This is a genomic window from Sphingomonas sp. PP-CC-1A-547, from assembly GCF_003610375.1.
GTDB lineage: Bacteria > Pseudomonadota > Alphaproteobacteria > Sphingomonadales > Sphingomonadaceae > Sphingomonas.
In genome coordinates, this window is the sequence record NZ_RAPZ01000012.1 from 49,315 (window position 1) to 61,569 (window position 12,255).

The 12,255-nt window shown below is 65.9% G+C and carries 11 protein-coding genes; 6 read left to right on the forward strand and 5 right to left on the reverse strand.

Annotation, left to right across the window (positions count from 1 at the left end; translation table 11 throughout):
- The first annotated feature begins 23 nt into the window (after positions 1–23).
- Positions 24–1,037 (forward strand): cell wall hydrolase, encoded by a 1,014-nt coding sequence (locus C8J39_RS11195; RefSeq protein WP_120300584.1) that lies wholly within the window; start codon positions 24–26, stop codon positions 1,035–1,037.
- Positions 1,038–1,348: 311 nt separating this feature from the next.
- Positions 1,349–3,217: an ABC-F family ATP-binding cassette domain-containing protein gene (locus C8J39_RS11200; protein ID WP_056051982.1), complete on the forward strand. Its 1,869-nt coding sequence runs from the start codon at positions 1,349–1,351 to the stop codon at positions 3,215–3,217.
- Positions 3,218–3,346: 129 nt separating this feature from the next.
- On the opposite strand, the gene C8J39_RS11205 is transcribed toward C8J39_RS11200, so the two are convergent.
- Positions 3,347–3,688 (reverse strand): DUF3297 family protein, encoded by a 342-nt coding sequence (locus C8J39_RS11205; protein WP_120300585.1) that lies wholly within the window; start codon positions 3,686–3,688, stop codon positions 3,347–3,349.
- A 108-nt stretch (positions 3,689–3,796) separates the two neighbouring features.
- Positions 3,797–4,201, reverse strand: a complete 405-nt coding sequence (locus tag C8J39_RS11210) for a hypothetical protein (RefSeq protein WP_120300586.1) — start codon at positions 4,199–4,201, stop codon at positions 3,797–3,799.
- A gap of 221 nt (positions 4,202–4,422) precedes the next feature.
- On the opposite strand from C8J39_RS11210, the gene C8J39_RS11215 reads away from it, so the two are divergent.
- Positions 4,423–5,082: a L,D-transpeptidase family protein gene (locus C8J39_RS11215; protein WP_310793820.1), complete on the forward strand. Its 660-nt coding sequence runs from the start codon at positions 4,423–4,425 to the stop codon at positions 5,080–5,082.
- A 430-nt stretch (positions 5,083–5,512) separates the two neighbouring features.
- Here the strand turns inward: C8J39_RS11215 and typA are convergent, their stop codons facing one another.
- The 3 genes from typA to C8J39_RS11230 all read right to left on the reverse strand — a co-directional run bounded on the left by typA (position 5,513) and on the right by C8J39_RS11230 (position 9,799).
- Positions 5,513–7,357 carry a translational GTPase TypA gene (gene typA, locus C8J39_RS11220; RefSeq protein WP_056051990.1) on the reverse strand — a complete coding sequence of 615 codons (1,845 nt, stop codon included), beginning with the start codon at positions 7,355–7,357 and terminating at the stop codon, positions 5,513–5,515.
- Between the two features lie 91 nt (positions 7,358–7,448).
- Positions 7,449–8,426, reverse strand: a complete 978-nt coding sequence (locus tag C8J39_RS11225) for a hypothetical protein (protein ID WP_120300588.1) — start codon at positions 8,424–8,426, stop codon at positions 7,449–7,451.
- Positions 8,427–8,785: 359 nt separating this feature from the next.
- Positions 8,786–9,799 (reverse strand): zinc-binding alcohol dehydrogenase family protein, encoded by a 1,014-nt coding sequence (locus tag C8J39_RS11230; protein ID WP_120300589.1) that lies wholly within the window; start codon positions 9,797–9,799, stop codon positions 8,786–8,788.
- 152 nt (positions 9,800–9,951) lie between these two features.
- Here C8J39_RS11230 and C8J39_RS11235 point away from each other — a divergent pair, with 152 nt between their 5' ends.
- From C8J39_RS11235 to C8J39_RS18770, 3 genes are read left to right on the forward strand one after another with little or no spacing between them, the layout of a single operon-like run.
- Positions 9,952–11,163, forward strand: coding sequence for a toxic anion resistance protein (locus tag C8J39_RS11235; RefSeq protein WP_056066683.1), 1,212 nt, complete (start codon positions 9,952–9,954; stop codon positions 11,161–11,163).
- A gap of 5 nt (positions 11,164–11,168) precedes the next feature.
- Positions 11,169–11,876: a hypothetical protein gene (locus C8J39_RS11240; RefSeq protein ID WP_243650058.1), complete on the forward strand. Its 708-nt coding sequence runs from the start codon at positions 11,169–11,171 to the stop codon at positions 11,874–11,876.
- Positions 11,877–11,880: 4 nt separating this feature from the next.
- A complete protein-coding gene (locus tag C8J39_RS18770; RefSeq protein ID WP_165895237.1) occupies positions 11,881–12,051 on the forward strand; it encodes a hypothetical protein in 171 nt (56 codons plus the stop codon).
- Positions 12,052–12,255 lie beyond the last annotated feature (204 nt).

Below are 12,255 nucleotides of genomic sequence, written 5' to 3' on the forward strand. Positions count from 1 at the left end.
ACCCCGCGGCCTAGAGCGGGGGGATGAAGACGTCGGGTTACGGCCTTTATCCGCATGTGCTGATCAGCCTGCCCGCTTTGGTGATGGCGACGTCGTGCGTGCCGGCGGATCGGCCGGCGACGATCGCTCGGGTGCAGCCGGAGCGGAACTCGCGCGCCTTGCTGAGCCGGATGGCGTTGCATGTGCCCGACGACATTTCGGCGAAGATCGCGACGGCCGCGCCTGATGCGCCGTTTGCGGCTGCGGCGCCGTTCGTTGCTCCGCCGTTTCTGACTTCGAACTCCGTTGATGATGCTAGCCGTGCAGCCGACTGCCTGACTGCGGCGGTGTATTACGAGGCGCGGTCGCAGTCGGAGGATGGGCAGCGGGCGGTGGCGCAGGTTGTCTTGAACCGGGTGCGCGACCGGGCCTTTCCAAACAGTGTTTGCGGAGTCGTGTACCAGGGGGCCGAGCGGCGGACCGGGTGCCAGTTCAGCTTTACGTGCGACGGCTCGATGAGCCGGGCGCGCGAGCCGGGGGCTTGGGATCGCGCGCGCGCGGTGGCGAGCGCGGCGCTGGGTGGGAGCGTGTACGCGCCGGTTGGGGCGGCGACGTCGTTTCACACGACGAGCATCCTGCCTTGGTGGGCGTCGAGCCTGGCGCGGATTACGACCGTTGGGGCGCATGTGTTCTATCGTTGGCAGGGGGCGTTGGAGCGGGCTCTGACGTTTCGGCAGGCTTATGCTGGGGTCGAGCCTGGGGTTCGGGGTGGTGGTTTCGCGAGCGGTGGTGGCGTGGCGGCGGTTGCGGCGCAGGTTGCTGGGGTTTCGGTGCATTATGGTAATCGGGACGACGTTGCGGACTCGGATGCGGAGCCGGCCGATGCGCTGCATGGGGTGACGGTGCACCGGGGGGTACCGCGCTCTGGCTCGACGATGGCGGGTGCGGCGGTTGTGCAGACGCGGTTGGTTTCGGGGGTGCGGGTTCACGTTGGTGGGAGCGCAGCGTTACTTGGCGGCGGCGCGAGTTCGGACGCGGTCGTCTCGGACGAGACCTAGCCTCGACGTTGCACCACCCCGGCGGAGGCCGGGGCCCAATTGGAAAGGTGGTCGTAACGGAGCACCGTCCATCGTTACCGACGTTCCCCAATTGGGCCCCGGCCTTCGCCGGGGTGGTAGTACATTGCGCGAACTGCCTCTTCTTATTCCCCCGCGGAGGCGGGGATCAAGGGTCTCGGGCGGTGGCGTTTGTGATCCTGGGCCCCCGCCTTCGCGGGGGAACTAGCCCCGCTCGATCGAAGGCTTCAGCTCCCGGAACGCCCAAACCCCAACCCTCGCAAAACCATGCTGCATCTGCTAACGGGACGCGCATGCTGAACCTGAACAATATCACGGTGCGCCTGGGCGGACGCGTTATCCTCGATGGCGCCACGGCCGCGTTGCCGCCGGGCTCGCGCGTCGGGCTGATCGGGCGCAATGGCGCGGGCAAGTCGACGATGGTGCGCGTGATCGCAGGGCAGCTCGAGCCCGACGACGGGTCGGCCGACATGCCCAAGGGCGCGCGGATCGGGTATCTCGCGCAGGAAGCGCCGCACGGCGTGAAAACTCCGTTCGAGACCGTACTCGAAGCCGATCTGGAACGCGCCGCGCTGATGATCGAAAGCGAGACGAGCGAGGATCCCGACCGGCTGGGCGACGTGTATGAGCGGCTGATCGCGATCGACGCCTACACCGCGCCCGCGCGCGCCGCGCAGATCCTGCTCGGCCTCGGGTTCGACGAGGACATGCAGGCGCGCACGCTCGACAGCTTCTCGGGCGGCTGGAAGATGCGCGTCGCGCTCGCCGCTTTGCTGTTCTCGCAGCCGGACCTGCTGCTGCTCGACGAGCCTTCGAACCATCTCGATCTCGAGGCGGTGATGTGGCTCGAGGACTTCCTCAAGGGCTACAAGGCGACGATCGTGGTGGTCAGCCACGAGCGCGATTTTCTCAATAACGTGGTCGATCACATCCTGCATCTGCAGGGCGGCAAGATCACGCTGTATCCGGGCGGCTATGACGCGTTCGAGCGGCAGCGTGCCGAGCGGCTCGCGCAGATCGAAGCGGCGCGCGCCAACCAGGCGGTGCAGCGCGAGAAGCTGCAGGAATATATCGCCAAGAATTCGGCTCGCGCTTCTACGGCCAAGCAGGCGCAGTCGCGGCAGAAGATGCTGTCGAAGATGCAGCCGATCGCCGAGAGCTACAACGATCCGACGCTGTCGTTCGGCTTCCCCAACCCGACCGAACTGCGGCCGCCGTTGATCACGCTCGACATGGCGACGGTGGGCTATGCCGATGTGCCGATCCTGAAGCGGCTCAACATGCGGCTCGATCCCGATGACCGGGTCGCGCTGCTCGGGCGCAACGGCAACGGCAAGACCACGCTCGCGCGGCTGCTGGCGGCGCAGCTGACGCCGATGGACGGCGAGATGTCGTCGTCGGGCAAGATGAAGGTGGGGTATTTCACCCAGTATCAGGTCGAGGAACTCGATCCGACCGACTCGCCGATCGAGCATATGTCGCATCTGATGAAGGGCGCGACGCCGGCCGCGGTGCGCGCGCAATTGGGGCGGTTCGGCTTCTCGGGCGACAAGGCGACGACTCGGGTCGGCAAGCTGTCGGGTGGTGAGCGCGCTCGTCTGGCGCTGGCGCTGATCACGCGCGATGCGCCGCATCTGCTGATCCTCGATGAGCCTACCAACCATCTGGACGTCGATGCGCGCGAGGCTCTGGTCCAGGCGCTCAACGCCTATACCGGCGCGGTGGTGCTGGTCAGCCATGACCGGCATATGCTGGAACTGACCGCGGACCGGCTGGTGCTGGTCGACGACGGGACGGCGAAGGAATTCGATGGCAGCCTCGACGACTACATCGCGTTCGTCCTGAAGGGCGATGGCGGCAAGGGCGACGCTGCGTCGAAGGCGGACAAGAAGGCGGGGAAGAAGGCTGCGGCCGAGGCGAAGAGCAACGACGCGGCGTTGCGGAAGGCTTTGCGCGAGATCGAGGAGCAGACCGCGAAGTTCACCAAGGAGCGGAATGCTCTGGACCGCGCGATGGTCGATCCGGCGAACGCGGAGCCGCGGTTCTCGCGGATGTCGATGGGGGATCTGAGCAAGCGTCGCGCGGAAGTGCATGCGAAGCTCGAGGCTAGCGAAGCGAAGTGGCTCGAGGCTAGCGAGGCACTGGAGGGCGTGGAGGCTTAGCCCTCTCCTTACGCCCCTCCCTGGAAGGGAGGGGTTGGGGGTGGGTCGGCCTGTTGGCGGGCTCGGGTGGATCCCAAGCAGCCTACCCACCCCCGGCCCCTCCCTTTCAGGGAGGGGGGAAGATTACGATCAGCCCTCGTCGGTGTCCGCGCCGGCTGCCGGCCGCTCGAACCAAGCCTCGACCGGCCCGACCAGCTTCAGTGTCAGAGCGTTGCCGTTGCGGTCGACCTTCTTGCCGAGCGCGACTCGGATCCAGCCTTCCGAGATGCAATATTCCTCGACGTCGTGGCGGACCTTGTCCTTGAAGCGGATGCCGATGCCGCGTTCGAGCAGGTCCTGCTGGAAGAACGGGCTGCGCTGATTGATCGACAGGCGATCAGGCGGCGTGTCGCCGGTGGCGGGGGGCGTGTCGCCGGTTGCGGCCGGGGTGGCGGCGGCTTCGGTCTCGGGGGTGTTGGGCGTATCGGTCATGGTCGCGCGTCTAGCGGCAAGCACCGGGCGCGCGCCAGAAAAAAGGCACTGGACGCGAAAGAGGCGCCGGCATTGCTCCCGACGCCTCTCCGCGACCTCATTATCGGATCAGCTGCAGACCTGCACCGATACCCGGTCACCGTAATAGGGATCGACGCGCCACTCGTTCCAGCACCGCGGGCGGTAATCCTCGCGGTAGTAGGTGCGGACCGGCGGGCTGTAATACGCCACCGGTGGCTGCGCGTAATAGCCGCCATTGTAGTAACCGCGGTCGTAGTAGCGGTTGCGGTTGTTGCTGCTGGCGATCGCCGCGCCCACGCCGAGGCCGAGGATGCCACCGAGTACCGCTGCGCCGGCTGCATTGCCACCGCCACGATGGCCGTGCCAGCCGCCGCCGTAGCCGCGCCCATAACCGCCGCGTCCCCAACGCTGCGCGTCGGCTGGAGCTACTGCCGTCAGAGCCGTTGCGGCGAGTGCTACGCCGAGGCCTGCTTTCTTGAAAAATCCGTTCATCTCTTCCGAACTCCGTTACTAGTTACGCCCGGTCCGCTTGGGACAAACGCATAAGTGTCCGACCGTGTTTCAGGATTTAGGCGATTCGGTCTGAACTGTGTCGGAACGGGCTGTTAACCCACGGTATAGCTGGCGGATGTGGTCCCGTGCAGGGACACGGGCGGCGGTGCGCTTGCTGGGCATTGTTTACGAATATCGGATAGTGTGCGGCGATGCGCAGGATGATGACGACGCGAGCGATCGCCTTTGCCGTGCTCGGCGGGAGTGCGGTGCTGATCGGTGGGCTGGCCTTGTCCGGGTCGCCGGTGAAGGTGCGGGCGGTCGAGGCTGCACGCGTGGCCAAGGCTCCCGTTGCTACGCCGGTTGCTAAGGTGCCGCCGAAGCCGGTTGCCGTCGCTGCCGAGGAACCGGTCGACGCGTATGTCGTGAAGCGGGTGCTGAACGTGCCGGAGCCTTTGCGGCACGGGGCGTATTATTGGGATACCGAGGGCGTACCCGAGGGGCCGATCGTGATCACGGTCGACCTGATGGCACAGACCTTGTCGATCTTTCGCAGCGGGTACGAGATCGGGACGGCGGCGGTGATCTATGGCGCGGACGAGAAGCCTACTCCGCTTGGCGTGTTCAAGATCACGCAGAAGGACGCGCATCATGTGTCGAACCTGTACGGGGCGCCGATGCCGTACATGATGCGGCTGACTAACGATGGGGTTTCGATCCACGGCAGCGCGCTGATGGATGGCAAGTACGCGACGCATGGGTGCGTTGGGGTGCCGACTGCTTTTGCGAAGCTGATCTTCGAGCAGGTTAAGCTGGGGGATCGGGTTATCGTTACGAGTGGGGAGATGTTGGCGCGAGGTGGGCGGATTACTGCTGCTTGAGGGTGGGGCGGTAGTGGGCGGTAGCGCTACGTGCCCTCACCTTTCGCCGCCTTTGGCGTCTCTTCCTCTCCCCGCGGGAGAGGAATTTGGGAACGCCTTCATATCCTGAAAATAGCCACCACCCCGGCGAAGGCCGGGGTCTAGTTGGGGGACGTCGCTAACGAAGGTCAGCGCCGCGTTACTGCGACCTTTCCACCTGGGCCCCGGCCTTCGCCGGGGAGGTGTACCGTTTTGAGTCCTTAACGCTCGCGTTGCCGTCAGCGTGAATCCCGCCCCCGGGCTTTCTCGCACAAAGAAAAAGGCCGGAGGTTTCCCCCCGGCCCTTCTTCATTTCCTAGCCAGCGCGACACGGCAAAGCCGCGTCGTCGGACCTCGCTTGAGCGAGGCCGGCCGAGCGCCTGAGGCTTAGCCGGCTTCGCCTTTGCTGGCCTCAGGCGCTCTGCTTAGCGCGGCTAGCGCGCTTGCGCTCGTTCGCATCCAGGAAGCGCTTGCGCAGGCGGATCGACTTTGGCGTGACTTCGACCATCTCGTCGTCGTCGATGTACGCGATCGCCTGCTCCAGCGTCGCGCGCTTCGGCGGGGACAGGCGGACTTGGTCGTCCTTGCCGCCGCTCGCGCGGAAGTTGGTCAGCGCCTTGGTCTTCATCGGGTTGACCTCGAGGTCGTCCGGCTTGGCGTTCTCGCCGACGATCATGCCCTCATAGAGTGCCTCGCCGTGGCCCACGAACAAGATGCCGCGCTCTTCGAGCGGACCCAGTGCGTAGTTGTTCGCTTCGCCCGAACCGTTCGAGATCAGCACGCCGTTCTTACGGCCTTCGATCGCGCCCTTGTGCGGACCGTACTTCTCGAACAGCCGGTTCATGATCCCCGTGCCGCGCGTGTCGGACAGGAATTCGCCATGATAGCCGATCATCCCGCGCGACGGCGCCGAGAAGGTGATGCGGGTCTTGCCGCCGGTCGACGGACGCATGTCGGTCAGCTCGGCCTTACGCGTGTTCATCTTCTCGACGACGGTACCCGAATGCTCCTCGTCGACGTCGATGATGACGGTCTCGTACGGCTCGGTCTTCTTGCCGTTCTCGTCCTCGCCGAACAGCACGCGCGGACGCGAGATGCCCAGCTCGAAGCCCTCACGGCGCATCGTCTCGATCAGCACGCCCAGCTGAAGCTCGCCGCGACCGGCGACTTCGAAGCTGTCCTTGTCGGCCGCCTCGGTCACCTTAACGGCGACGTTCGACTCGGCTTCGCGGAACAGGCGCTCGCGGATCATGCGCGACGTCACCTTGCTGCCCTCGCGGCCCGCCATCGGCGAATCGTTCACGGCAAAACGCATCGACAGCGTGGGGGGATCGATCGGCTGCGCGTGCAGCGGCTCGGTCACCGTGATGTCGGCGATCGTGTCGGCAACCGTGGCGACCGAGAGACCTGCCAGCGAGATGATGTCGCCGGCCTTGGCTTCGTCGACGGGAACCCGCTCGAGACCACGGAACGACATGATCTTCGACGCACGGCCGGTCTCGATGATCTTGCCGTCGTTATCGAGCGCGTGGATCGCCTGGTTGGTCTTCACGGTACCCGAATTGACGCGGCCCGTGAGGACGCGACCGAGGAACGGATCGCGGTCGAGCAGCGTGACGAGGAAGGTGAACGGCACGCCGGCGACTTCCACGGCGGGCGGCGGCACGTGCTTCACGATCGTCTCGAACATCGGGATCAGCGTGCCTTCGCGCGCGTCCATGTCGGTCGAGGCATAGCCGTTGCGGCCCGATGCGTAGAGCACGGGGAAGTCGAGCTGGTCGTCGTTCGCATCGAGCGACACGAACAGGTCGAACACTTCGTCGAGCACTTCCTGGATGCGCGCGTCGTTGCGATCGACCTTGTTGACGACGACGATCGGCTTCAGGCCAAGCGCGAGCGCCTTGCCGGTGACGAACTTGGTCTGCGGCATCGCGCCTTCCGACGAATCGACCAGCAGGACGACGCCGTCGACCATCGACAGGATGCGCTCGACTTCGCCGCCGAAATCGGCGTGGCCGGGCGTGTCGACGATGTTGATGCGGATGCTCTCGGACTCGCCGGGAGGGGTCCAGTCGACCGAGGTCGGCTTGGCGAGAATGGTGATGCCACGCTCTTTTTCGAGGTCGTTCGAATCCATTGCGCGCTCTTCGACGCGCTGGTTGTCGCGGAAGGTGCCGGACTGGCGGAAGAGCTGGTCGACCAGCGTCGTCTTGCCGTGATCGACGTGCGCAATGATCGCCACGTTGCGGAGGCTCATGAATGTATTCTCTTGAAACGAGGAACGGGGTTGGCGCGCGCCATAGCGTAATTGTTGCGCCGCGGGAAGATGCAGCGGGATTTCGTCGCCTTTAGAGGGAACCTCCGCGGAGCTTGTATGTTCCGGCGGCGAGAATAGCACGAGGATCGCGGACCGCCAGCATTGCCCTCAGCGCGGCGTGCTTGTCGGGCGCGGCGGCGTAGTAGCGCTGCCAGATCCGCAGGCCCATCCAATAGCCGAGTTCGGGTGGCCAGCCGGCGGGCGGCGTGGAGTAGTTGCCGATCCAGCGCGCATAGGCCTTGGCTTCGGGCGAGCCTTCCTCGGGGTCGTCCTTGTCGGTGAGGCGGCGGGTGAGCGCGATGTCAGCCTGCATCTGGTGCCAGAGTTCGGCCTCGCGCGGGGTGGCCCAGGCGGCGCGGGCGGCGTCGGGCTCCTCGCCGGTGACGAGTTGCGCGATGAAGTCCGCCGCGCCTTCGACCAGGATCGCGGTGAGCAGGGGGTCGCGGGCGAGCGTCATGCCGGCGTCCTGCTGGAACGAATGCACCGTCTCGTGGGCGAAGAAATGGCGGAGCGTCTGGCGGAGTTTCTCGGGCGTCGGCGACAGGCGGCACAGCACTTCGAGCCCGAGCACCTGTGCGCCGGGCTTGGCGGTGCCGCCGGACGTGTTCGCGCCGAAGACTATATAGACTTGTGGGAGCTTCACGTCGGGGAGTGCGCCGTGGAGACCGAGATAGATCGCGCGGAGATCGGCGGTGGCGGCCTTGGCGGCGGGGAGGCAGGTCTTGATCGCCTGCGCGTAGCGGGTGGGGTTGGTGGCGATGGCGCGCGCTAGCGTATCCGCGTCGACGATCCGGCCGGGGGTGAAGACGCCAATCCCGAAACTGCCCTTGTCGAGATACTCGCGTTTGAGTTGCGCGGCGGTGGGTTTGCCCTTGGTCTTGGCGAAGAGCGCGGCGAAGCGGTCGGCGTCTTCGGTGTGGATCGTTGCGGTGAGTGGGTCGGCTGGTGGGGGACGATTCGTCGCTGCCGCGGGGAGGAGGGCGAGCGCGAGGATCAGCGGGCGGAGCATGGTGAGCAGCGTATCGCGTGTTTGCCGGGGCGCCAGAGCGGATATTGCAATCCTCCCCCGCCAGGGGGAGGTGTCGCCGAAGGGGACGGAGGGGGAGGACACGAATCCGGCGTGGTCGCTTGCCGCCCCCTCCGTCAGGCTACGCCTGCCACCTCCCCCTTGCGGGGGAGGATCGTTAGGTGGCGGCGACCTGCAACGCTCCACCTTCTATTCTACCCACCCCGGCGGAGGCCGGGGCCCAGTTGAAAAGGTGGCAATAACGAGGTGCCGCCATCCGTTAGCAACGTCCCCCAACTGGGCCCCGGCCTTCGCCGGGGGGGTGGCCTAGGTTAACGGAACGCTCTGGAAAGTCGGAAGGCTCAGAACCCCTCCAGCACGATTTTCCCCTTGGCCGTATGGCTCTCGATCCGCTCATGCGCCTTCCGCAAATTCGCCGCGTCGATCCGCCCGAAATTCTCCGCGAGCGTCGTCCGGATCGTCCCCGCATCCACCAGCCGCGCGACCTCGTCGAGCAACACCCCCTGCTCGCCCATGTCCGCGGTCTGGAACAGCGAGCGCGTGTACATCAGCTCCCAGTGCACCGAGATCGACTTCTGCTTGAGCGGGACGATGTCGAGCGTCTTCGGATCGTCGATCAGCGCCAGCCGGCCCTGCGGCGCCAGCAGCTCGCCGATCTCGGCGATGTGTTCGTCGGTATGCGTCGTGGAGAACACGAACCCCGGCGTTCCCAGCCCGAGCGCCTCGACCTGCGCGGCGAGCGGCTTACGGTGGTCGATCACATGATGCGCGCCGAGCTCCTCGACCCAGCCACGCGTCTCGTCGCGCGAGGCGGTGGCGATCACGGTCAGGTCGGTGAGCTGCCGCGCGAGCTGGATCGTGATCGAGCCGACCCCGCCTGCCCCGCCGATGATCAGAATCGCGTTCGCCGCACCGGGAACGGGTTTGCGCACATCGAGCCGGTCGAACAGCGTCTCCCACGCGGTGACCGAGGTCAGCGGCAGCGCCGCCGCCTGCGCCCAGTCGAGCGACGTCGGCTTGTGGCCGACGATACGCTCGTCGACGAGGTGATACTCCGAATTGGTACCCGGCCGGTCGATCGCGCCTGCGTAGAACACGTCATCGCCGATTTTGAACCCGGTCACGTCCGGACCGATCGCGACGACGACGCCCGATGCGTCCCAGCCGAGCACCTGCGGCTTGCCGTCGGGATCTTCGCGACGCTGGCGGATCTTGGTGTCGACCGGGTTGACCGACACCGCCTTCACTTCGACCAGCAGGTCGCGGCCGGTCGCCTCGGGCTTGGGGAGATCGAATTCGACGAGCGACTGCGGATCGTCGATCGGGAGCGACTTGGTATAGCCGATGGCGCGCATGCTGGAACTCCTGTGATGTCACCGACAAGCTGTCCACGCGGCCGCCCGGTTTCAAGGAGAACTGTTGGCAAGCCTGAGTGTATTATCTATATACGCCACTTGAACGCGGGGCGGGTTGCAGCCACGATGCCCCACCGAACGGAGACACGAGCATGGCGACGACCCCGAACACGCTGACGGAAGAGCCGGGCCTGGTGCTGACCCCGCCCGATCCGGTGCCCACGGTCGCGGCCGCGAAGGCATCCGGCCTCGTGCCCGTCGATGCCGGCGTGAAATCGCAGCTGGAGGAGCGCGTGTCGGGCTTCGTCACCGATCTCGTCGCGCAGGACGTCAATTCGCCCGAATTCGGCAAGCGCGTCGACGCGATCACTGCGATGGGCGCGAAGGAAATCCGCGACGCCGCCGGCCAGTCGAACCGCTTCCTCGATCGCCCGGTCAAGGCGATGGATCAGGAGACCGGCGTCGGCAAGGACCTGGCCGAGCTGCGCCGGGTCGTCGAGGATCTCGATCCCGGCAAGAAGGGCAACCTCACCGCGCCGCAGAAGCTGTTCGGGATCATCCCGTTCGGTGGCAAGATGCGCAATTATTTCGACGGCTATAAGTCGTCGCAGACGCACATCGCGCAGATCCTGAAGAGCCTCGGTTCGGGCAAGGACGAGTTGCTGATGGACAATGCCGCGATCGATACCGAGCGCGCGAACCTGTGGGCGGCGATGGGGCGGCTTGAGCAGATGATCCATCTGTCGAAGACGATGGACGCCAAGCTGGAGGACGTCGCCAACGACCTCGACCACAGCGATCCCGCCAAGGCGAAGGCGATCCGCGAGACCGCGCTGTTCTACACGCGCCAGCGCACGCAGGACCTGCTGACGCAGATGGCGGTCACCGTGCAGGGCTATCTCGCGCTCGACCTGGTCAAGAAGAACAATGTCGAGCTGGTGAAGGGCGTAGATCGCGCCTCGACCACGACCGTGTCCGCGCTGCGCACCGCGGTGACGGTGGCGCAGGCGCTGACCAACCAGAAGCTGGTGCTGGAGCAGATCACCGCGCTCAACACGACCACCGCGAACATCATCGATTCGACCGGCAAGCTGCTCAAATCGCAGACCGCGCAGATCCATGAGCAGGCGGCGTCGGCGACGATCCCGCTGGAGACGCTGCAGCGCGCGTTTCAGAATATCTACGACACGATGGACGCGATCGACGTGTTCAAGCTGAAGGCGCTCGATTCGATGAAGGTCACCGTCGGCGCGCTGTCGAACGAGGTCGACAAGTCGCGTGGCTATATCGCGCGGGCTGAAGGGGCGACGCAGGGGCAACTTGGCGGACCGTCCGCCAGCCCGTTCAAGCTGGAGGCGATGTAACCCTCGTGAGCGAAGTCGACGACGCCATCGCCAGCGCCCGCGCCTCCTGGTCGCGCATTTCCGACGACCGGACGGGCACCGTCATCGCACGCTCGCCATCGCGGGGGCGGGCACGGCAGACGCAGGCGATCGGCAAGCGACTGACCCGGATCGCGGTCGCTGACGTCGCGATCCTGATCGCGGCGATGGTGATCGGCTGGATCGTGCCGCTCGGGATCGGCGGCGCGATGCTGGTGATGGCGCTGCTGGTCGCGGCCACGGTGTTGTTCGCGGTCTGGCCGGCGGAACGCGCACCCACACCCGAGCGGCTCGCGGCAGTCGACATCCGTGCCCTCCCCGCGCAGACCGAACGCTGGCTCGAAGCACAGCGCCCCGCCCTCCCCGCACCCGCGATGACGCTGGTCGACCGGATCGGCCTGCGCCTCGAAACACTGACCCCGCAACTCGCGACGCTCGACGCGAACACGCAGGAAGCGGTCGATGTGCGGAAGCTGATCGGTGAGCAGCTCCCCGCCTTCGTCAAGGATTACGAGAAGGTGCCGGCGTCGCTCCGCACCACCCCGCGCAACGGCCGCACGCCCGACGCCGAACTGGTCGACGGCCTGAAGCTGATCGAACAGGAAATCGGCGAAATGACCGCCCGCCTCGCGCAGAGCGACCTCGACAACCTGTCGACCCGCGGCCGCTTCCTGGAGATGAAATACAAGGATTGAGGCGGTGAAGCGCACGCGGCTCAGCGTCTGCCGCAGGAAGGCACGCTTCGTCTCCGAAGCCGACGCGCTCGTCGTGGCGCAGACCGGACGCGTACCGCTCAGGGCCTATCGGTGCGACCGCTGCCTACAGTTCCACCTGACCAGTCGAACGAAGGGCAAGCGCATGCTCGGGTAGCTGGCAATTCGCGGATCGAGCGGTGTTTCAATGAGAAGCGCTCGTCTGGCTTGCAGCGACCTCGACAATCTCACGACGCGCGCGTTTCGGAAATAAGATCGAATACGAGAAAGACGGCGCGCAGTAGCGCAAGCGCGTGCCATGAACTGCAATCAGACCCGATGAATTTAGACTTTGATCGTTGATCCGAATCATGCACGATGT